This is a genomic window from Streptomyces sp. NPDC046866 (assembly GCF_040704625.1).
Classification (GTDB): Bacteria; Actinomycetota; Actinomycetes; order Streptomycetales; family Streptomycetaceae; genus Streptomyces.
The window spans coordinates 17,794-39,597 of record NZ_JBEYXN010000037.1 but is presented as its reverse complement, the minus strand read 5'-3'; the positions used below and the strand labels follow the sequence as shown (position 1 = coordinate 39,597).

Sequence of the window (21,804 nt, the reverse complement as noted above, 5' to 3'; positions counted from 1 at the left end):
TCGGGTGCTTCCGACCTGAGCGCCTCTATGCCATATTTCGGGCATGTTCCCTGTGGAAGGTGCGTCATGAAGTTCGCGGTCATCGGTGGTACGGGGCTGATCGGGTCGCAGGTCGTCGAGGTGTTGAACGCCTCCGGCCACGAGGCGGTGCCGCACGCGCAGTCCACGGGAGTCGACGTCATCAGCGGCCGAGGAGTGGACGAGGCGGTGGCGGGGAGCGACGTCACCATCAACCTGACGAACTCCCCGACCTTCGACGAAGCCTCCCTGGCCTTCTTCCGGACTTCGATGGACAACCTTCTGGCCGCGGGCCAGAAGGGCGGGGTGGGGCACTTCGTCATTCTCTCGATCGTCGGCGTCGACCAGGTGCCGGAGTTGGACTACTTCCGGGCCAAAGTGCTCCAGGAGGACATCCTCAGGGCCGGACCGATCCCGTACTCGATCGTCCGTGCGACGCAGTTCATGGAGTTCATCGACGCGGTCCTGTCCTGGACTGCCGACGGCGACACCGTCCGACTGCCCCCCACGCCGATCCAGCCGATCGCCTCCAAGGACGTGGCCCGCGCCGTGGCGGACGTCGCCGCAGGCACTCCACTGCGGGGGATCCGCAACATCGCGGGTCCCGAGGTCTTCGCGCTGGACGAGCTCGGCCGGATCACCCTTTCCCGCAAGGGCGACAGCCGTACCGTCGTCACCGACCCCACCGCCGGCCTGTTCTCCGTCGTCAAGGGCGACGTCATCACCGACAAGGACGCCCAGCTCGCTCCCACCCGCTACACCGACTGGCTCTCCTGACCCACTCGGGCACTGCCGACAGCCCGAACCCCACAGTCGGCCCTCGATGCATGAGCCGACTCTTCTTGTACGCCCTCACCGACGCGGCGCGCCGACTGGGCCGTCATGGCCGGCCGGCCGGCACGCGGTGGGGCACCGTGTGCCGGCCGTGACGGGTCAGTCGATGGCGTGGAGGACCTCGCCGAGGTCGACGAACTTGAAGCCGGTCGCTTCGCGGTCGCCGTCGGCGGGGGTCTCCTGGCCGTCCTGGACGACGAGCAGGCCGTGGGGGTAGCGGGTGCCGAGGGGGGCGTTCAGGGCGGCGGCGCCGTCGCAGACCTCGGAGCCGTCGAGGACGGCGGAGGCGGCGGTGATGCGGAAGGCGCCCTCGAACTCGTTGTCGTCGTCGCGCTCGCGGTCGTAGGCCGCGAAGGTGTTGTCGCCCTGGCTGGAGGCCAGCAGGTAGCCGTCGCCGTCCGGTTCGGTGACCAGGGTCAGGCCCTCGACGTCGGCCGTCAGGCGCTTGCCGCCGTAGCCCGGGTCTGCGCCCGAAGTGCACTCCTCGGTCTGCGGATCGTAGGTGCCGGGTACGCCGTACTCGCGGACCTTGTCGATCAGCTTCGGCGTGCCGGTGAGGCCGGCGTCGATGCGCCAGATGCCGACGTCCTCCTGGCCTGCGTACAGGGTGCCGTCTGCGGGGTCGACGACCATGCCCTCGACCTGCGGCAGCTCGCCCGGCTTGGCGCAGGGCGTCCAGGCGGCGCCGTCGGGCAGGCGGAAGGAGGACGGGAGGTCGAGCGTGCGCACCTGGCGGTAGTCCACGGTGCCGTTCGGGGTGGCGAGCAGTTCGAGGAGGGCGATCCGGGTGCGGTTGCGCTGGCTGACCAAGGCGTAGGAGCGGCCGGTCTTGCGGTCGGTCCAGGTGGCCAGGCCGTACGCGGTCCTCTGCTTGTTGATCTCGGCCTGGTCGGCGGAGAACACGGGCCGCGTACCCGGGTCGGTGACGTCGGTGAGCGGCCCGCCGGGCTTGTCACGGTCGATGCGGTAGATCCGCAGCCGGTCGTTGCCGCGGTCGCTGACCACCGCGACGTCGGCGGGGGCGCCGCCCAGGCGCAGACCGTGCACGAGGTCGACGTTGTTGAAGCGGCCGGGCTTGTCATCGGTGCCGGGCCCGGCCGGGGCGGGGATCGACTGCACCTGGCGGGCGTCCAGGTCGTAGACCCGCAGGCCGCCCTGCTTGGCGGTGGCGATCACCAGGCTGCGGCCCGGGTCGGTGGCGTTGCGCCAGATCGCCGGGTCGTCCGCGTTGGCGTGGCCGCCGGCCTCGTCGTCGTACAGCGGCGCGGTCTCGGCGTTGGGGCGGATGCTGCCGATCGAGGAGGCCTGGGCCGGGAGGGCGACGGAGGCCGCGAGGGTCGTGCAGAGCACGAGCGTGGAAGCGCGAGCGGCCAGAGGTGTCGTCATGTTACTTCCTTTGCGAGGGGTTTGCCCTGATGCGGAAGACGCTCGCCGCGGCAACTGTCATGTTCGCGACCAAATGGTGGCCGGTAGCTGAACACATGTAGTGGCCGGTGGTTGAACCATGTTCCGTCGACGACCCATCTGACCAGCCGTGTGTGGGCGGTCTGGACCGGGCCGAGCTCCTCGGGCAGGTTCCGTGCGAGGGCCGGAGACCTCAGCCGGCTGCTCCTGCCGGGCAGTCGGGCCTGGCCGTCAGATCGTGACGGGGCCGTGGGCGGTGGCGAACTCGACCGATACCAGGCCCGGTTCCTCATCCTCGACCCAGGTGACGTGGATCTGGTCGAGGGGGTGGTCGGCCGGTTCGCCGAGGAATTCGGCGATGGAGGCGGCGTCGCCGGCGATGGAGAGGCCGTGGATGGTGGTGGAGGTGCGCGGGTCGGCGCTCGGGCGCTCCTCGATGGGGACCAACCACTGCAGGAAGTAGGGCAGTTGGGGGTCCTCCAGCAGTTCCAGCAGGCCGATCTGCTTCCACCTCAGGTCGAACCCGTCGGGGCGGACACGGTGGCCCTCGGCCGAGGTGCGGCCGAGGCGGGCCTCGACCGGGGCGATGTCGTCGACGGAGACCACCCAGCCGAGCCAGCCGCCGCCCTCGGCGGCGCGGCGCGCGACCGCCTGACCGAAGGGTGCGCGGTCGGCGGCGGGGTGGTCGAGTGTGGTGACGACCTCGACGTAGGTGCCGCCGCTCAGCGGGAGAACGAAGTTGCGGGTGCCGAATCGCGGGTGCACGCCCCCGTCGACGAACCCGGCGCCGAGGGCCGATCCGATCCACTGGACGGTCGAGACGAAGCTGTCGCGGGCCACCGCATAGGACACGTGATCAAGTCGCACGGCGCCATCCTCACCCGACAGCCTGCACAAATCCCCACACCACCCCGGCGCCCCGGCCGCCTCCGCCGTGGAATCAGCCGTAAAGCGGATCGATCATCGTCATCCCTGCGGAAGGAGGCCCGGCCGGACCCAGGCAGCAGCGCTGCCGCCCGTCGAGGCCCACGACCCGCTCGATCAGGGTGGCGCAGGGCGTCGAGCGCCTGGGCTCGAGTGGCAGGCCGGGCCCGGCCGGAGGCCGGCGTGCAGTCGCGGGTGCGGACGAGCATCGGCCGCTGTTCGGCCCCGTCACCCGTCGCCCACGCCTCCTGTCCGGGATCTGCGCAGGCCTCGACCCCTTTGAGAGCCATCCGGTCTTTACCCGGTCCTCACCTTCCTGCATGGTCCACCATGTGGAGCCCCGATCGGAAGTGCCGGGCCGCCGACCAGACGCGCTCGCGGAAGCGCACGGTGTGCTGTGGCCGAAGTCTTCCCGTCCCTAGTCGTCCTCGATGCGGCCGTCTCCGTCCTGCAGTCGGCGCCAGAGGCCGGTGCGGTGCAGGCCGAAGAGCGCCATGGCCAGGAAGACCACCTGCAGGCCCACGGCGAGCAGCCAGAAGACCGCCCTGCTGTCCAGCTCGTTGGTCAGGTACGCGAAGTTCATGCCGAAGAACCCCGTCAGGAAGGTCAGCGGCAAGAAGATCGTCGACACGATCGCCAGGCGGTTGAGCACGCCGTTCTGGTCACCGGACACCAAGGAGGAGTGACTGGCGAAGGCGCGGCGGGCCGCATCCTGGAGCGACTCGATGTTCGTGAGCGTCGACTTCGCCGTGCGCTGGTACTCGCGCACGAGCCGCTGGCGCGCTTCCGGGAAGCCCGCGCTCATCATGCGGCGCGTGACCGTTTCCTCCATCACCTGGGTGTAGGGGAGGAGCGTGCGGTGCAGGAGGGCTGCGCTGCGGCGCAGCCGTGACAGGCGGTAGACCTGCTCGGGCAGCCTCTGACGGAACATCTCGTCCTCCAGGTCCTCCACGTCCAGCAGGGCCCGGACAGCGGTCCGGCGATAGGTCTCCAGCGCCTCGTCCAGCAGGAGGAACAGCGTGGCCACCGCGTCGGCGGGACGTTCGTGCGGGAACCGGGAGGTGAGGCCCGCCAGCAGTCCGGTCGCCCCCCGGTGCACCGTGATCAGGTAGGTCTCGGTCACCACGGCGTGGATGTGAACGACCCGGCCGGCCTCGACGGCGGGCAGGACGAACCCGGCGCTGTCTCCGAGGAACTCGGCGCGGACGCTTTCCCCGTCCCGGCCCAGCCAGCCGAACGCCGCGACGTCCAGACCAAACAGGCTTACGAGCGGCTGCGCGTTGGGCGGGGTCCTCTCGGGTAGCTCCACATTCACGAGCAGGAACGGGGACGTGGTGAGGAGCTCACGTGCCTCTGACGGCCGAGCGCGCTTCATGGCGCCGTCCGGCATCGACATCACCGATACGATCATCGCCCCTCGCCTGTCTGGTCAGCTGCGGCGCCTCCCAGCCTGTATGCGCGGGAGGGCGGTGCAAACGCAGGCGCGCGTTCGCACGGCAACGCACCTCGAACAGGTGAGGGAGCGGGCCCAGGTCCGGTGTGGCACAGCTCCACAGCAACCCGAGCGCAGCGTGCCCTGCGTTCAGGTGTAGGCGTCCTCGACGGCGACTCGGCGCACCGTGCGCAGCGCCGACCGGAGGCTGTCCAGATCGGTCGAGCCCAGGGCGAGGCGGATCGCCTGGGGTGTGTGCGCCGACGTGGTGAACGGCTCAGCCGTCGTGACCGAGATGTGCCGGCGCGCGAGGGTGGCGGTCAGGCGGTCGGCGCGTGCGTCGTCGGGCAGGGGCAGCCAGGTGAAGTAGGACGAAGGGTGGCCGATGAGCGGGAGGCCCGCCAGCTCCTCCCTGACCAGTGCCTGCCGAGTCCTGGCATCGTCTCGTTTCTGCTCTTCCAGGTGGTTCACCGTGCCGTCGTCGAGCCAACGGCAAACGAGGGCGGTGGTGAGGGCAGGGGTGTTCCAGGTGGTTGCCCGGATGGCGCGTTCGAGGGACGCAACCGTGGACGGAGGGGCGAGGAGGAAGCCGACCCGCAGCCCGGTGGCGATGCTCTTGGACAGCCCCGAGACGTAAACGGTGATGTCCGGTGCGGTTGCGGCCAGAGGCGGTGGAGGATCCTCGACCAGGTAGGCATATGAGGCGTCCTCGATGATGAGCGGACCGTGCTGTCGGGCGATCCTGATCAGGCGTGTGCGGTCGGTGTCCGGCATCACCCAGCCCAGGGGGTTGTGCAGGGTGGGCATCGTGTAGATCGCGCGCACCGGGCGGGTGGCGCACAGTGTCTCCAGGGCATCGAGATCCGGCCCGTCGGCGGTGGTGGGGATGGGTTCCAGGTCGAGATGGAAGGCGTGCGCGACCACCTTGAAACCCGGGTAGGTGAGGGCGTCGACCGCGACGACGTCGCCGGCGCTCAGCGTGGCCATGACGGTGACGGCCAGGCCGTGCTGGGCGCCGTTGGTGATGAGGATCTGATCCGCGTCGGCGGTGATCCCCCGTCGTGTGAGGTGTCGTGCGATGGAGGCCGTGTCCTGGGGGCGCCCTCGGTGTGGTTGGTAGCGCAGCAGCGAGTCGAGATCACCGGAGGTGGCCACCTCGCGCAGGGCCTGCCGCAGGAGGTCGGCCTGGCCGGGCAGCGACGGGTAGTTGAAGCTGAGGTCGACCGCGTCCGTGGCGACGGCCTGCTGAACGATCCCGTGACCGGCGGGGACCGCGATGTCCCGCACGAACGTGCCGCGGCCCTGTTCCCGGCTCACCAGGCGCATCGCTTCCAGCTCCGCGTACACCCGGGTCGCGGTCACCACGGCGATGCCCTCGCGGGCGGCGAGAGCGCGGTGGGTCGGCAGCCGCACCCCCGGGGCGAGGCGCCCGGTCCGGATGTCGGCTGCGATCGCGTCGACCAGCTTCTTGTACCGCGAGGCTGCCATGCCCCGGATTGTATCCATGACAATTCTTTGGCTGTCCTGCTCACGGGTTCTTACCATCGAGCCCCACTCGCCCGGAAAGGACAGCCGTCGTGCACATCGCCATCCTCACCTTCGAGGGCTTCAACGAGCTCGATTCCCTGATCGCGCTCGGTGTGCTCAACCGCATCAAGAGCGACGACTGGCGTGTCACCATCGCCACCCCCACCCCCAAGGTGACGTCGATGAACGGCGTGGCCATCGAGCAGATGTCCACGCTGGAGGAGGCGTGCACCGCTGACGCCGTCATCGTCGGCAGCGGCATCGCCACCCGCGAGGTCACCGAAGACCCGGCGATCATGGACATCCTCCGGGGCCTGGACCCCTCGCGCCAGCTCATCGCGGCGCAGTGCTCCGGTGCGCTCGTGCTGGCCAGGCTCGGCCTGCTCAACGACATCCCCGCCTGCACCGACCTCATCACCAAGCCGTGGGTCGTCGCCGCCGGCGTCGAGGTCCTCAACCAGCCCTTCTACGCCAAGGACAACATCGCCACCGCCGGCGGATGCCTGGCCTCGCACTACCTCGCCGCCTGGATCATCGCCCGCCTTCAGGGCAACGACGCCGCCGAGGACGCGCTGCACTATGTCGCCCCGGTCGGTGAGAAGGAGGAGTACATCGAGCGCGCCTGGCGCAACATCACCCCCTACCTGCCCGCTCCCGCCCCGGCGCGCGTCTGACGACCAGCCGCAAGCAACGGCCGGCCAGGAAGCCGCGACCTTCGCGCCGGCATCGGGACGGCGCAGCCCGCCGCCCGGCCGGACTACGCACCCGGCCGCGACGGCCGAACCCGGGTTTCCCGGACAGCGAGGCCGGCACCCCGACCAACAGACCTGGGAGCGGCGCGGCGGGGAGTTCGTCCTGGGCCGCCAGTTCGCCCATCCGGTGGACGCGGGGCACGGGCTCGTCGAGCTCGCACCGACCCGCGCCGGGCGGCTGATCGTGCTGGAGCGCGGCTTCACACGGGAGTCCACGAGCGCCTCTTCCAGGGCCTGCACAGCCTGCCGCGACCGCGTTCCACCTCCCGCTCGACCGGCTTGCTGCGCACCGGTGCGGCGAAGCACTTCCCGTAGTCGTGCTGCTCCGCTGCTCCGGCCCGAGCGGGCTTCCCCGGTCCAGCAGCCCGGCCAGGCCGTCCCGTGCGGCGACCTGGTCGACCTGGTCGGGGTTGAGGCGGCTGTAGTGGCGGTGGCCGCTGGGGTCTACCAGGAGGCCGCACGCGATCAGCTGCTCCACCGCGCAGGAGGACACCGCCGGTGGCTGGCCGGGCTCGCCGGAGTGTCCAGCGCTGCCGCGACCCGGTTCGCCACCTCGTACGGCGAGATCACGTCCCGGCGGATCGCAGCCCGCACGGCGCCCGCGTCCATCGCCTCCACCGCCGACCGCGACCACGCGAAGCCGCGGACGTCCGAATCCGGGACGACCCCCACGTGCCGCGCCCCGCGCAGCACCGCGACCGTCGTGTGCAGTCGCTTGCCGGCCCGGGACTCGTCGTACCTGTGGATCGGCGGCTGTTGCCGGTCCTCGAAGGGGACCGGCTCCTCGTTCCCGTCCACGTCTGCCCACCCTGCTCCGGGCTGCGGAGGCGCCCGCGGGGAGTCAGTCCCGGCAGGACGGCCGGACGCGGAGCAGCTCGGTCCGCAGTACGGGGGTGCCGTCGACCGGTGCCGGGTTCTCCGCTGTCGGCTCGATTCCTCCGGCGGCGGTTTTGTCGAGTGTCGCCAGGCCGTCGGGGCCGACCGTGCCGAACACCGTGTAGTTCGGTCGGAGTGCGGAGTCGCCGTAGACGACGAAGAACTGTGAGCCGTTCGTGTCCGGACCGGCGTTGGCCATCGCCAGCAGGCCGCGCCCGTACAGGCGGCGCGCGCCGGTCGGATCGGTCGGTGCGGGTGGCAGATCCACCGGCAGCTCGTCCTTGTACTTGTACCCGGGCCCTCCCTCACCGGTACCGGTCGGATCGCCGCACTGCAGGACCTTCAGCGTCGGATACGCCGTCAGACGGTGGCACACCGTGCGGTCGTAGAACCCGTGCCGTGCCAGGTGCAGGAAACTCTGGACCGTGCACGGTGCCTTGGCGCGGTCCAAGCGCAGTGGGAGCGGGCCCTGGCTGGTCGGAACAGCCATGTCAACCGTGCCACGACTGGGGGTGCGCGCCGGGTCCGGCGGCAGCGGAACAGAGCGCGCCGGCGGCTCGTCCGGAGTCTGCGTGTACTGGCAAGGACCGTGCGTGGTGCGCGGCGGAGCGCCGTCGGAAGCGGTGGCGGCACTTCCTCCGGACACGACTAACGCCACGGCCGCGAATGCGCTGATCAGTGCTCGGTTCATCTTGCGCGCCCTCCTTAAGATCGCCAGGTTTTGGAGCGGTCGCAGTTTAGGGCGTGGTTGGTCCGGCGGGAATGGCCAACGACAGGAGGCCGACGCGGCCGACCTGTGCGCCCTGACCACCCCGCCCGGCACCCCGGTCTCCGCTTCTCCGCTGGCCCTCCGTTGAGGACGCCATGGGCAAGCAGGCACTGCAGAGTCGTGGCGTTACCGCAAACGCGTACTACTCGCCTGAGTGGACCGGACAACTTTCGGCTACTTCTTGCCGACGGCGTGGACGTGGAAGGAGTGGGTGCCGGTCTCGATGATGTTGCCGCCGAAGGTGAGGCGGTCGACGACGGCCGCGCACTGGCGAGCCGTGCGCACCGCCCGCGCGGACCGCCGCTCCCCGCTCGCCGCCCTCGACCGAGGTCGCCTCCGGTGCTGACCGGGTGTTTCCGGCGGAGGTGGCGCCGATGGCCAGGGCGGGCCGGGCCGCATCGTGAACTGGCGCCGCCGACACGACGACTTCCGCGACCCGGTGGCCGGCACGGACGTCCGCCGCCGGGAGCCGGAGGTCAGTACTCCGCAACAAGCCGATCCCGGCCCCGTGACGAATCACCTCCGGCCATCGCCCCGGCCGGATCCCCGGGACTACGGTCTGCGCGACGGCGGAACTCGCAGAGGGAGATGACCATGAGAGCGGTACGGGGGCAGGCGGCCATGGCCGTCCTCGCGGTGTGCGGGATGCTGGCGCTGAGCGCCTGCCAGAACGGCGACGACCAGGCCGCCGCACCCGACGCAAAGCCCAGTGCGGCCGCACCGGCGGCGCCCACCGCCACGACCGCTGTGCCGGGGGCCCCCTCGAAGACCGGCGCGGCGCCCAAGCCCTCGGCGACCGCCACCCCGGGGCCGAAGAATCCCCCCGCCCCGGCCCCGCCCTCCGCGTCGGCCTGCGGCGCCGACCACAGGATGCCGGTCTCGCCCGACACGATCGCCGTGCACCGCTACACGCCCGAGGGCGGCATGACCAACCTCATCGTCCAGCACGGCACGTACGGCTGCCCCGGGCGCTTCGAACCGTCGGGCGCGTGGACGTACATCCCGATCTCGGAGACGGCCAAGATCACCGCGACGGCACCGATCCTGCCCTCGGAGGTGATGGGCAAGCCCATCTCCACCAGCGAGCTGACCTCCTGGCTGGACACCCACCCGGACAAGGGCCTCCCCTTCCGCTACCACCTGAACGCGGAAGGGGTCATCGACACCCTCGACGAGATCTACGTGAAGTAGCCCGCTGCCGCCGCCCATCAGGCCCCTGACGGTGCGTCTCGGCAGGAGGGGGCCGTCACCGGCAGCGCCCTCTGCGTGATCGAGCTGCCGGCCCCGCTCGCGGCCTGGCCGGTCGGTACCGGCGGAAGTCTCCGGTGCCGTCAGTGCGGGGGGCACGGACCACCTCCTTCGGCCCCGCCAGCTCGCGCGGCACGTACGTGGGCTCGGTCTGGGCCCGCCGGGCGGGGTCCGCTTCCGGTGGGTGTGCTCACCCTGCTCACCAGCCCATCTGGGAATAGGGGCGGCCTTCGGAGATTGCGGTGATGGCCGTGCTGGTGTAGGAGACGATCCGGTCCGGGAGCTCGTGCCGCGGCCACCACTGCCAGGTCAGACACTTGTCGGGCTCGCGGACCTCGGGGGTGCCCTCCCACCGGCGAGCCCGGAAGACGAGCTGCATCAGGGGCAGGCTGCCCGGGGCATCAACGACGTGGACGACGTGCGCGAGCTCCGCGTCCGCCGGGTCGATGACCAGCCCTGCCTCCTCCCACGCCTCGCGGACCAGGCACGCGAGGGCGGACTCCTGCTCGCACCGCCCGGCGAGGTAGTGCCAGGTGTCGCCCGCGTACTTCGAGTCGGGGTGACGCAGGCCGAGAAGCACCCGGCCCTCGGCGTCTTCGAGGTGGAGGTGGACTCCGATTCCGTTCAGCACCACCCGGCTGCCCCCGTCCCACACTGGCGGAGCCGCGGCCGACCGATCGCCCGGAGGGTTCTCGGCCGCGTGCCGGCGAATCAGGTCCCGGGTGGCGGGGCCCAGCCGCAGCCGGTCCAGCTCATCGGGCGGGAACCAGCGCAGCAGCACACCCTCATGCAGCGCGAGACGGTCGGGGTTGCCGCGCCACCGGCCGGCGAAGACCCGCACCGCGACGTTGAGGCCGTCGATGCTGGTGGCGGCCTCCACGGCGTAGGGCTTCACGTCCTCGATGCGGAGGTCGGGCACCACCTCGGACAGCTCCCGCAGCAGCGTGCCCTCGAGGCTCTGGTCGTCGTGCGCACGGCCGCCGCCGAGAAGGGACGCCTCCGCGTTGATCCACGACGGACAGGGCCGCTACCTGCTTGGTCGCGGCGAGCCGGTGGGTGACGAGCTCGGCTCGTCCACCAGCAGGAACGACGCCTGCCGGTACCTTGTTCGAGCGGAGCCCAGCTTCTGCCACTGGCCTCCCGAGAGCTGGACACCGCGCTCGTAGCCCTTGAACACGATCGAGTCCCAGCCGTACGGCAGGCCCTCGACCAGCTCGAGCACACCCGCCTCATCGGCGGCTTTGCGGACGCGGTCCATGTCCCGGGGACGGTCACCGACCCCGATGGCCACGTTCGCGGCCGCCGTCATCTCCCAACGCGGGAAGTCCTGCGCCAACAACCCGACCTCGGCGAAGATCCGGGCGCGGTCCGCCTCACGCAGCTCGACCCGCTCGCCCGACTCACCCACCCACCACACCTCTCCTTCGGCGGGGAGCAGCAGCCCGGCCAGCAGCTTCGTGAGCGTGGTCTTCCCCGAGCCGTTCGCACCGACCAGGGCCGTCACCTTCCCCCGCGGCACCCGCACGCTCACGCCCTTCAGGGAGGGGCCGTCGGCGCCCGGATAGGTGAACGAGACCGCTTCCGTCCTCACCTCCCGCACCGGCACGGGCAGCGGCGCACCGGTGAGCGGGATCGCGTGCGCGCCCGCCACCTTGATCGCGTCCTCGGTGTCGGTGAGGAACAGCAGCTCCTCGTACAGCCGGTTGACCTGCTGCACCAGCGAGGTGAGGCGCGCCGTCGACGTTCGGATGGCGATCACCGCGGTGCCGCCGACGGCGAGCGGCAGACCTCCGGTCGCCAGCAGCCACCACAGGACGCCGTAGCAGGCCAGCGACGCGACGCCGGCGAACGCGCCCGCGACCAGGTCCGTGGATGCCTGTGCCCGGGCCAGGCGCCGCTGCTCGGCCTCCGTCTGCCGCGACATCTCCTCATAGCTGGCCAGCAGCTTCGTGCCGGCGGCGTGGACGCGGAGCTCACCGGCGGCATGCGGGCGGGTCAGGTAGGCGAGCAGGGACGCGATCGCCCTGCGGTGGTCGACCCAGTTCATCCGGGAGAGGTAGTCCCGGCGCGCGGAGCGGACCGCGCCCCACCCCTTGGGCAGGGCGATCGCCAGCAGCATCGGGAGCAGCGCCCAGTGCAGCGCGGCGAGCACGACCGCGGCCGCCACCATGCCGATCACCACGTTGCCGACGCCCACCGACAGCCGCAGCATGCTGCGGGCCGAGTCCGTTCCGAACTTCCCCGCTTCCAGGATCCGCTGGACCTCAGGCCGCTCGGTCGCCTCCACCTCCACACCGGTGACGGCTGTGTAGTAGCGGGCGGAGACCGCCCGCTCCACCTGCGGTTCCAGCCGGCCCGACATGGCCGTCGACCACGCCGACAGCACGGCGCCGGCCACCGCCGCGACCGCGAGCACCACCAGGGCCGGCAGCGCGTCGCGAAGCTTGTCCACGGTCGGACCGTCGGCGAACAACTGCGCCAGGACGCCGTTGACCGCCACCAAGCCCCACGCGGCCGTTACGCCCTGCCCGAGCTCGGCCGCCACGACCCCCGTCAGTGCGCGCGGGTCCGCCGTCCAGCCGGTGCGCAGCACCATGCCCACCATGTGCGGCAGCGCGGCCGCCATGTGCCCGAACTTCAACCGGGTCAGCGGCCCTTCGTGCCGTACGAAGGACTGGTCGTAGCGCAGCCGACCCCCGTACAGCTCCCGCTCGGCGTCCGAGACGTTGTCCGTGGCTTCGGCCTTCGGGCCGCTCGGGAGCTGATCGCTGCCCGGTTCGACTGGCGTCAACGCGTTCCCCCCTCATGGATGTGGTGTCGCGTCGGGGTGTTCAACGACGCCGCACGGTTTCGAGCGCCTGTTCCTTTCGGACGGGTTGTGCACCCTGTAATCCAGCGGATTTCCCAAGGTGTCCAGTGCACCGACCCTTGCCTCGCACGAGTACCGGTCGAGGGCGGATTGGCCGAAACGCGGACGTCGAGCGCTCCAGAGGCACGTGTTCAACAAGAGCTCCAGCGGATGCCTCCCCTGCCTGCCGAGGTGTGCGAAGCCGCGGTCCCCGCAGCCCGGCGCCGGGGGCGTTCCGTTGCAGGTGCGCTTCGTGTCGAACGGCAGCCCCGCGCCGTCGTCAACAGCCCAGTGCGCGGGCGCTCCGGCACCGCGCCGGCGGCCGCGGAGGTAGCGCGTTTCATCTGGCGCGGTGGACCACCACAGGACCGGGCCGGGGCTCCCCGCGCGTAGGAGAAGGAGATCCACGCGTACCTACGAGACCGACCTCGGCGTCGCCTGGAGATGACCGCGCCCCGGGTCGCGGCCTCCGGGCACGGGCATGGAGGACTACGTGCCCACCAGCGATCGCAAAGTGGGGAAAGTGCCACAGGAAACCCCGCCTCCGCGTAGGCTGCGGGAATTACCGCAGGTCGATCGCGTGGTGCGCAGTGCGGTGGAGGTGCCATGGGTGGGGACCCGTACGTGTCGGCGACGGTCGAAGACAGCGGGCGGACGAGGGTGCTCGATCCCTACGGTGACGAGCCCCTGCTGACGCCCTCCATGACGCGGGGCCGGGGCGCGGTACCGGACCGCGAGCTGCAGCCGCTGGTGCGATACCTGGAAGCGGTGGTCTCCGCCCGCCGCGCACCGGTGCACACCGCAGTCGCCTTCAACGCCGCGTACTTCGGGTACGACCTCAACGGCGACGGCTACGGCGGCAGTCCGCTGCGCCTCGACGACTTCCCCGTCATCACCCTCGGGAAATGTGCTCCCGAACTTCCGGTCGGTGCCATGGTGTGCGTGGCCACGGGATCGGACCCGCTCTATGCGGAGATCGTTTACCGCGAGGGCGCACACCCGGAGGTCGGGCCGCTCGGGGACGTCCCCGCGTGGGTGTCGGGGGCGCCTGCCGGCGCCGAGGGCCCGGGCAGGCCGGCGAGCGGCCCCGCCCTTCGCCGCCGGGAGCGCATTGTCCCGGATTTCGATGCCTTCGGCCCGGCCCTGCGCCTGTCACACGCCCAGCTCCACCGCTTGCGCACGCGCCGGCGCCGGCTCAGCGAGGACGGGCACGTCGAGGTCGAGGTCACCTACCCGTCCCCGGAAGCCGCCCGGCGGGATGACTTGGCGGCCTACGCGGACCACCTCCTGACCACGGGGCGCGAGCAGTTGCTCAGCCCCTTCGTACCCGTGTCCCTGGCCGAACTCGTGGGCGGCACGAGCGAGGACCTGATGCGGGCGGGGCTGCTCGGACTGCTCGACACGGTGCGGGCCGCCCTCCTGTCCAGCGCCTCGCTGCGCACATGGGGCCACTACGCCGTGACCCGGACCTCTCTGGCGGAGTGCTGGGGCGATACCGGCCCGCTGGGCGGCGACGACCTCAGGTCCCTCGCGGCCGCCGTGGAACACGCGGCCACGCCGGCGAAGCGGCGCCACGGCCTCACCGCGCCGGTCACCGTGTACACGGCGCTCGGACCGCGGCTGCGCCAGGTGCCCGGTGCTGCGCAACTGCTGGAGGGAGTGGGGTACGCCTCGGCGGTGTGCCGGGCGAACCTGACGCTCGCCGATGTCGTCCGGCGGGACAGCGAGCAGGGCCTGTTCGGGAACGGCTGCCTGGTCACGCTCGACGACGCCTTCGAGAGCGGGGGTGTGTGGAGGTCGCACCATCCCGGCGGTGCCGAACCGCCGGGCGACCCCCTGACCCCGTCAGGGCGCGGCTGGGCGTCGACGGTCCCCGCTCCGCCGGAGCCGGAGCCGGAGCCGGAAGCGGAAGCAGGGACGGAGCCGAAAGCGGACGTCGATCCGGTCGATCAGCCCCTCGCCGACGACGCCGACCTCGGCCCCTGGGAGCTCCTGCGGAACGATGCGGAGGGGGTCGTGTGGCGGTCGCCCCTGCGGCTGGCCCACCTCATGGACGGCTGGTTCCCCCTGCACCCGCACGTCCTGCGTGAACTCCGCCGGTCGCACGGCCCGCGCATCAGGGCACGTCTCGAACTCGGCCACGCCGACCGGACCACGATCGCTCATGGGGCGGGACAGGACGTCACCGCCGAAGTCGGTGACGCAGCGGGCCGGTTGACGGGCATCGCCTGGCCCCGCGACTTCTTCCCCGGCCTGCTCCTCGAACTGTGCTGGCCCCGCGGCGCAACGGTGATCCGCGCGGCCACGACGCGGCTCGAGGAGACGCTGGAGGTCGACGATCGTGTGATCGGGCACTGCTACGACCCCCGTGTCCTCACCCGAGAGGACGCCCCGGGCAGCGGCCGCCACGGCGACAGCGCGATCGGCCTCGGCCCGCGGCAACTGGTCATGCGCGCCGTGCGCCGCTGCGGGCTGCTGACCCCGGGACGGCCACGCCCTGCTGGACCGCTCCGTCCTGCCGAGCGCAGCCTACGGGCGCCCGCCCGCCCGGCAGCAGGCACAGGCGCTGGAGGCGGCGGTCGCCGAACTCCTGGCGGAGCGCCGCCTGGAGTCCGCCTGCGGCAGCCGGGACGCCTGGGGCCAGCCGCACTACCCGGCCCGCGAGGGGCAGCCCGCCATCCCGCTCATCGCCTACCGCCCGGTGCGGCGCCGGGTGATACGCCCTTGGGGCGACACGGAACCGGACGGCGCCGGGCAGCTCCCCCTCCAGCTCGTCGCCGGCCACCTGCGGCGCCTGCGGTCGGGCTGCTCGCCCAGCGCGGCGCAGCGGGCGGCCTTCCGCGACCACTGCCGCAGGCTCGGCAAGGCGGACGGCTGGGAACTGCCCTACGGCTACACCTTCGTCACCGAGCACATGCGCGGCCGCTGAGCCGCGCACCCATGCCCCCACCCACCCCGCCACCCCCCTCTCCTTCGGCTCGGAGCCGCGTGAGCCGATCCCGCACCCACACCACCAGCCGCAGAAACGGAGCAGGCGTACATGCACGACCGCTACCACGTCATAACGGGGCCGCCGCTGTCCCCGCCCACCGTCTCAGCCGAGGCCCTGCAGGGACTGGCCTCCGCGCTCAACGCCCTGGAAGATCCGGTCGGCGCCGCCGTGAACGAGCTCACGGCCGACGTGGTGGAACTCGCCTTCAACTCCCTTCCGCCGACACACCGGCAGGGGCTGCTGGGCAACCTGGGCATCCGCATGGCGGCCCCGCGACGCGCGGGCAGGGCGCTGTGTCAGGACGTCCTCTCCCGGCTGCGGCGCGACGCGCACAAGTGCCGCTGCGGCATCAGGGACCTCACGGCCACTGTGATGAACCAGGTCGGCGAGGCCGTCTTCGCACAGGACGGCGGCAACGGCAAGACCGTGTCCGATCCCGTCTCGCGATGGGGCGCGACGCTGATCCGGACCACCGTGTTCGCCTGGTGCAACGCCTCCGTCTTCCATGCGCACGTCCTCGCCTGGGCCGCCGACCAGGACTGGTTCATGGAGACGGCCGACGAGGAGCAGGCGGTACGCCTGGCCGCCGCGGCCGACGCGGCCCGGTCCATCCGGGCGGCGTACCCGGACCTGGAGCGCCTGTGGGAGGGCTTTGAGCGGTCGTCCGCAGGTGACTCCGAGAGTGTCATGTCGGCCGTGCCGGAGCCCGACGCCCCCCGCGATGTGCCCGCGGCCGCGGGCGACGAGGCCGGGGACGCGCAGGCCGGCGGCGCGCAGGGGCCGGCCCCGGAGGCGGCCTGCCAAGAGGTGGAGTCGGCCCTCGTGAGGGCCCGGCAGGCCGCGGAGAACGCGACCGGTGCGGTGGCGGACGGCCGCCCTCCGCACGAGGAGGACCTCGCCGCGCTGGGCGCGGTCGGCGCCGCCTTCGACAGCGCCGACGCGGTGTTCCGGGCAGCGGGGATCACCGGGGTGCCCCGTCGTCTGGAGGACATGGCGCGAGCCGCACGCGAGCACCGGACGGCACGCGAACGCGACCGCGAAGCGCGGGAGGCGCTGCGGGAGCTGCTCGGCGTCGCCGCCCTGCCGGACAGCGCTCCCGCCGCCCTCGCCGCCGAGACCGTGCGTGCCGAGACGCGCCGCCTGCTCGACGCAGCGGTGTGGGAACAGCCGCAGCGGCAGGAGGCCGCCGCCCTCGCCGACCTCGCAGGGCTGCTCCGCCGGGGGCGGCAGGCGTACGAGGCGGCGGAGATCCTGGCCCTGCAGGACCACGTGGTGCAGGTGCTGCCCGGCTGTGCCATGGCGGTGCTCGTCGCCGACCACCTGGTCCTGGCCCGGCCGGAGACGGCCGCAGAGCCGCCGGAGACGACGGGACAGCCGACGGCGGACACCGCCGAAGGCGCCGCCGGGGCGGACGACGAGCCCCCCGCTGCCGACACGACGGCCGACCCTGCCGAGCCGGTCGCCGAGCCGACGGACGAGCGCCCGGCCGAGGCGCCGACAGACCGCGCCTCCGAGGGGCGCCGGCCCAGCGCCGTCCACGCATGCGAAGCGCCCGTCGAGAAGCCGGAGGATGACCCGGCCGGCACCGACCCCACGCCGGTCGCGCCGGCCGCCCACGAGTCGACGGCACCCACCGCGGCCCCGGAGGCAACGCCCGTGCCCGCCGCACCCGCGCCGCACGACGGGGAGGCCCCGTCGGCCGAGCCGGCCCCACAGGCCCCCGCCCCCGCCCCCGCCGCCGGCGAGGCGAACGGCAACGAGGCGGCCAGCGTCCTGACGCACCTGGTGGTGGAACGACGTTTCGGACTGGCCCACCATGTGGCGAACGCGGCCGGCCACCCCGAGCCCCAGGTCGTGGCGCTCCGCCTGGCCGGCGCCGCCGGGCTCCTGACGCCCGGTGACAGCCAGGGCGCCCGGCTGACCGCCGACCTGCTCCAGCAGTACGGCGGGTACGCCGGCCGGGACGCGGAAGGCAGCGAGCTCGTCCTCCTGCCCGCCTTGCTGCGCACGGCGCTGATCACCGGAGACCATCTGGCAGGCGCCCAGCTGAAGGCCCTGGTGCCCCGGCTGCCGGAAAGGCTTGCGGAGGCCGCGACCGCCGTCGCCGACCGCGCCCTCAGCGGAGCCCTCATGACGGCCTCGCCGCTGGTGGTCAGCGCCGACGTCTCCGGGGCGGAGGCCCGGCTGCGGGAGCTGCTGGAGCAGTGCCGCACCCACCTCTTGCCGCCGCGGCTCCGCTTCGCACGCGCGACGGAGATCGCCAAGCGGTGGCTGGCCGACGACGGGCTCCTCGGATCCATGCTGAGGACGGTCGCCGCCGACGACCGCGACGGGGCGGCGCGGGTCCGCGAGCAGGCCGAGCGCCTGTCGAAGCTGCCCGACATCAACCACGAGATCGACCGTATGGACCGCAAACACCGCTCGCCCAGCGGCAAGCCCCTCCAGGGCTCCGGACGGCAGGACCTGGTGCACCTCGTGGAGCGGGTCGCCGCCCTGGCGAAGGAGTGGTGCCTGGTGGTCGACACCATCCGCCGGGGTGACCGCAGCGACGGCAACAGGGCGGTCAAGGAGATCTCCTCCCTGCGCCGCTCCCTGCTGGACGGCCGGGATGCGGCACTGGGCGAACTGCTGCACCTGGCCCAAAGCTCCGATGCCGTCAACGGCGCGACCGCCTGGGCGGCCCACGCGTCGATAGAAGAGCTGTTCGATCTGCTGGCCGGCAAGACCGCGGCCGCACCTGCCGAGAGCCCGGTGGGCCCGGAGCTTGTACTGGACGTGGAACTGCTCAAAGTGTGCGACCGCATCGACGAACGCCCGCCGCTCCCCCGACTGCTCACGGCGGTCGACCGGAGCTGGCAGGACGCCTTCGCCGAGCGGCTCGCCCACGACGCCTTCGCCGCGGCGCGGACGCTCGTCGAGTTGGCGGGACGGGGACTGCTTCCCGGGCCGCAGCCCGGGGCGCTCCCCTTGCCCACGGTGGCCGAAATCGACGCCCGAGCGGCAGCCCGGCGCGCGGAGCTGCGTGAGAAGCACCGGGAGCTCGTCGCCGAACTGCACCGCGCCCAGGCCGACGGCGCCGTCACCGACGACCAGGACCTGAGCCTCCAGGAGCTCCTCGCCGACGCCGTCCGGCGCCTCGACGACTCCGACACCTACGACCTCGTGGACGTACGGCGCGCCCTCGACACCGTACGGGACGCACTGCCCGACTACCGGAAGCAGGCCGCCGATCGGATCCGCGCCCGCCTCGACGCCCTGGACCCCAGCGAGGAGCTGCGCGCACAGGTCCTCAGACACCTGGACACCGGGGGCCTGGCCACGGCAGCGGACCTCGTCTACTTCCTGGAGATCGGCGAGGAAGTCCCGGAGATCGACGCCGGCGAGTCCCACCTGACCGACTTCTTCCCGGCCGTGCCCGACGGCCTGCCCAAGGGCATCGACCAGGCCCTCACCGACCTCATCCGGTCCGGCGGTACGCACCCCGACATCCCCGTCCTGGACTACAGCGCCCTCTCCACCGACGAGGCGGCCCTGGCGGCGGATGCCCTTGAGGAGTGGCGGGCACTGGGCGCCACCGAGCCGAAGGACCGGCTGGAGGTCTCCGCCCGGAGGCAGCTGCTCCCGGCCCTGAAGCTCCTCGGCTACGACGCCAAGAGCGCCAAGCCGCTGGACGAGAGGTCCCACCGCCGGCGCGAGTACCGTCTGTTCGAGGCGACGGAAGTGGAGATCAACGGCAGGGCGAAGGCGCCCGCGTTCGGCTCGCAGATCCGCGAGCAGGGGGGCACCCTCCGGGTGCTGCTGGTCTGGGGCCGCCCGCCCGCCAAGGTCGTCATGAGCCTGGCGGAGAGCGACACGAGCGGTACGAGCCTCCTCGTCGCCTACTTCGGCACGCTGAGCCGCGGGGCCCGCGTCGAACTCGCCGCCGGCTCCGGCCGGCTCCAGCCGATGCTGGTCGTGGACGACGCCGCCCTGGCCTACCTCGCGGCGCGCGGCAACCGCCAGGTCAGCACCGCCACGCAGACCCTGCTGCCGTTCTCCGGCGTCAACCCCTACATCAGGGAGAAGCGCGGCCGGATCGGCGGCGAGATGTTCTACGGCCGCGACGCCGAACGCAAGAGCGTCCTGGACCCGCTTGGCACGCAGGTCATCTTCGGCGGCCGCGGGCTCGGCAAGTCCGCCCTCCTCAGCGACGCGGGGGAGCGGTTCGAAGCGCAGCGCCCCGGCTACCAACTGGCGGTGTACGTGAACCTCGACCAGGAGAACATCGGCAAGGGCAGCTCCCTGGGGCTCGAGGCGCTGTGGAGCGTCCTCGACCGGGAGCTGAGGAAGGCCGAGGTCCTGGGCGGGCAGCAGGGCCGCAAGCCCGTCAAGGACATGTCCGAACGGGTGCGCGCCGGCATCGGCGCCTGGCTCGACGGCGACTCCCGCCGCCGTCTGCTGATCCTGCTCGACGAGTGCGACCAGTTCTTCGAGGCCGACGCCCCCCGCTTCGACCAGACCAAGAAACTCAAGGGCCTCGGAACCGACACCAAGGACCGCGCCAAGGTCGTCTTCGCCGGCCTGCACTCCGTGCAGCGTTTCACGAAGCTCGCCAGCAACGGGCCGTTCAGCCATCTCGCCCAGACCCCGAAGGTGATCGGCCCGCTCGCGCCCCAGTCCGCCGCCGAACTGCTGGTCGACCCGATGCGGGCGCTCGGCTTCGAGTTCCAGGACATGGACCTCGTCAACCGCGTGCTCGGCTACTGTTCCTACCAGCCGTTCCTGCTCCAGATGTTCGGCCACCGGCTGGTGGAGGTCATGCACCGCAAGCGCATGCGACGCGGAGCCGAAGGACCTCCGTACGCGGTGGAGATCGGCGACATCGAGGTCGTGGAGTCGGACACCGGCCTGCGGGACAGCATCTCGGCTGCTTTCAAGGACACCCTGAGCCTCGACCACCGCTACGACGTGATCGCCAACGTCCTGGCCTACCACGCCCGCCACCGGGGCCTGGAGGTACGGCTGAGCGACGCCGAGCTGCGCGAGGAGTGCGAGACGTTCTGGCGCAAGGGCTTCGAGCAGCTCGACACCGAGGGCTTCCGCGCCTACCTCTCCGAAATGGTGGGCCTCGGCGTCCTCGCTCCCAACCACGACGGTCAGGGCTGGCACCTGCGGGGCCCGAACGCCCTGCGCATGATCGGCACCTCCCATGAGGTGGACGCCCGTCTGCTCAGGGCCGAGCAGGACTGCGAGCTCCAGGAGAGCATCGTCCAGGAGGGCCGCCCCGAGCTGCCCGACGGCCGACCGGCGCCGCTCACCATCACCCAGCTCGACGACCTCCTGGGGGAGCGGTCGAACCAGACGAGGGTCGTGCTCGGCACCGCCGCGACCGGAGTCGGAGACGTCGGCGACACCCTCCGTGCGATCGCCGGACGCATCGCCGACTGGACCCTGCCGGCCGTCGGCAAGCCCAGCGTCTACAAGCAGGAGCTGACGGGCGGCCGCCCCCGGGAGCGGCGGGTCGTCATCAGCGACTTCGCCCGCTACCCGGACGCCCGCCCCGAGGCCCCCCGGCAGGCCGTCGACCAGGCCGAGGCGATGCTGCCCACCACACCCGGCGTGACGCGCGCCGTGGTCGTCGTGACCGACCCCACCCAGCTGGGACTGTGGCGCCCCCTGCTGACGGGCACCGAACCCACCTCGGCCGCTCCCGTCGTGCTGCGTCGGCACGACCGCCGCAGCCTGCGCGGCTGGGCCCAGCGCGTCGAGGAGTTCCACACGGAGGACCGCCTGGACCGACTCCACGAGCTCACCGGAGGCTGGCCGGTCCTGGTCGACAGGGCGCACCGTCTCCACGGCGAACTCGGCGACCCCGACGCGGCCCTGCACCGCCTGGCCGGCCTGCGCTGGGACCGGGCCGCCGCCCGGTCCTTCGCCGAAGCGACCGGGGTGTTCGCGGACCCTTTGCTCGCGACCGGCTACCGGGCCCTCGCCGAGGAGTTCAAGGAGACCCCGTTCGACGTGGAGAGCGCGGTGACCGCCGTGGCGTTCCGGATCGAGGACGAGGACGAGGCCCGCTGGGTCGTCACCTGCCTCGATGCCCTCCAGGTCCTTGACCGGGAGGAGAACCACCTGCTGCGCCTGGAACCGCTGCTCCGGGAGTGCGTGGCGCTGCTCAACTGACACCGTCGCACGACCTCG

At 72.1% G+C, this 21,804-nt stretch carries 13 protein-coding genes and 1 pseudogene; 5 read left to right on the top strand and 9 right to left on the bottom strand.

Annotation, left to right across the window (positions count from 1 at the left end; translation table 11 throughout):
• The first annotated feature begins 66 nt into the window (after nucleotides 1-66).
• The gene (locus AB0953_RS32850) at nucleotides 67-795 is read left to right on the top strand and encodes an SDR family oxidoreductase (RefSeq protein WP_366863238.1); all 729 of its coding nucleotides are present in this window, start codon (nucleotides 67-69) and stop codon (nucleotides 793-795) included.
• Between the two features lie 156 nt (nucleotides 796-951).
• Here AB0953_RS32850 and AB0953_RS32845 read toward each other — a convergent pair whose 3' ends face one another.
• From AB0953_RS32845 to AB0953_RS32825, 5 genes and pseudogenes are all read right to left on the bottom strand, one after another.
• A complete protein-coding gene (locus tag AB0953_RS32845) occupies nucleotides 952-2,238 on the bottom strand; it encodes a phytase (RefSeq protein ID WP_366863237.1) in 1,287 nt (428 codons plus the stop codon).
• A gap of 249 nt (nucleotides 2,239-2,487) precedes the next feature.
• Nucleotides 2,488-3,123 (bottom strand): VOC family protein, encoded by a 636-nt coding sequence (locus AB0953_RS32840; RefSeq protein WP_366863236.1) that lies wholly within the window; start codon nucleotides 3,121-3,123, stop codon nucleotides 2,488-2,490.
• 185 nt (nucleotides 3,124-3,308) lie between these two features.
• Nucleotides 3,309-3,470: pseudogene (locus AB0953_RS32835) on the bottom strand (DUF6233 domain-containing protein); the annotation flags it as partial.
• A 128-nt stretch (nucleotides 3,471-3,598) separates the two neighbouring features.
• Entirely contained in the window at nucleotides 3,599-4,576 is a 978-nt protein-coding gene (locus AB0953_RS32830) for a CorA family divalent cation transporter (RefSeq protein WP_366863235.1), read from the bottom strand.
• A gap of 186 nt (nucleotides 4,577-4,762) precedes the next feature.
• The gene (locus AB0953_RS32825; protein WP_366863234.1) at nucleotides 4,763-6,100 is read right to left on the bottom strand and encodes a PLP-dependent aminotransferase family protein; all 1,338 of its coding nucleotides are present in this window, start codon (nucleotides 6,098-6,100) and stop codon (nucleotides 4,763-4,765) included.
• An 89-nt stretch (nucleotides 6,101-6,189) separates the two neighbouring features.
• Between AB0953_RS32825 and AB0953_RS32820 the strand changes: the two genes are divergently transcribed.
• Complete coding sequence (locus AB0953_RS32820) at nucleotides 6,190-6,813, top strand: DJ-1/PfpI family protein (protein ID WP_366863233.1); 624 nt, start codon at nucleotides 6,190-6,192, stop codon at nucleotides 6,811-6,813.
• Nucleotides 6,814-7,356: 543 nt separating this feature from the next.
• Here the strand turns inward: AB0953_RS32820 and AB0953_RS32815 are convergent.
• Nucleotides 7,357-7,689 carry a hypothetical protein gene (locus AB0953_RS32815; RefSeq protein ID WP_366863232.1) on the bottom strand — a complete coding sequence of 111 codons (333 nt, stop codon included), beginning with the start codon at nucleotides 7,687-7,689 and terminating at the stop codon, nucleotides 7,357-7,359.
• A 43-nt stretch (nucleotides 7,690-7,732) separates the two neighbouring features.
• Nucleotides 7,733-8,458 carry a peptidylprolyl isomerase gene (locus tag AB0953_RS32810; RefSeq protein ID WP_366863231.1) on the bottom strand — a complete coding sequence of 242 codons (726 nt, stop codon included), beginning with the start codon at nucleotides 8,456-8,458 and terminating at the stop codon, nucleotides 7,733-7,735.
• 672 nt (nucleotides 8,459-9,130) lie between these two features.
• Between AB0953_RS32810 and AB0953_RS32805 the strand changes: the two genes are divergently transcribed.
• Entirely contained in the window at nucleotides 9,131-9,727 is a 597-nt protein-coding gene (locus tag AB0953_RS32805; protein ID WP_366863230.1) for a hypothetical protein, read from the top strand.
• 256 nt (nucleotides 9,728-9,983) lie between these two features.
• Here the strand turns inward: AB0953_RS32805 and AB0953_RS32800 are convergent, their stop codons facing one another.
• Nucleotides 9,984-10,793 carry an NUDIX domain-containing protein gene (locus AB0953_RS32800; protein ID WP_366863244.1) on the bottom strand — a complete coding sequence of 270 codons (810 nt, stop codon included), beginning with the start codon at nucleotides 10,791-10,793 and terminating at the stop codon, nucleotides 9,984-9,986.
• An 18-nt stretch (nucleotides 10,794-10,811) separates the two neighbouring features.
• Nucleotides 10,812-12,575, bottom strand: coding sequence for an ABC transporter ATP-binding protein (locus AB0953_RS32795; protein ID WP_366863229.1), 1,764 nt, complete (start codon nucleotides 12,573-12,575; stop codon nucleotides 10,812-10,814).
• A 2,770-nt stretch (nucleotides 12,576-15,345) separates the two neighbouring features.
• Between AB0953_RS32795 and AB0953_RS32790 the strand changes: the two genes are divergently transcribed.
• Both AB0953_RS32790 and AB0953_RS32785 read left to right on the top strand, forming a co-directional pair.
• On the top strand, nucleotides 15,346-15,561 hold the full coding sequence (locus AB0953_RS32790; RefSeq protein WP_366863228.1) for a hypothetical protein: 216 nt from the start codon (nucleotides 15,346-15,348) through the stop codon (nucleotides 15,559-15,561).
• A gap of 111 nt (nucleotides 15,562-15,672) precedes the next feature.
• Nucleotides 15,673-21,786, top strand: a complete 6,114-nt coding sequence (locus AB0953_RS32785; protein ID WP_366863227.1) for a hypothetical protein — start codon at nucleotides 15,673-15,675, stop codon at nucleotides 21,784-21,786.
• Nucleotides 21,787-21,804 lie beyond the last annotated feature (18 nt).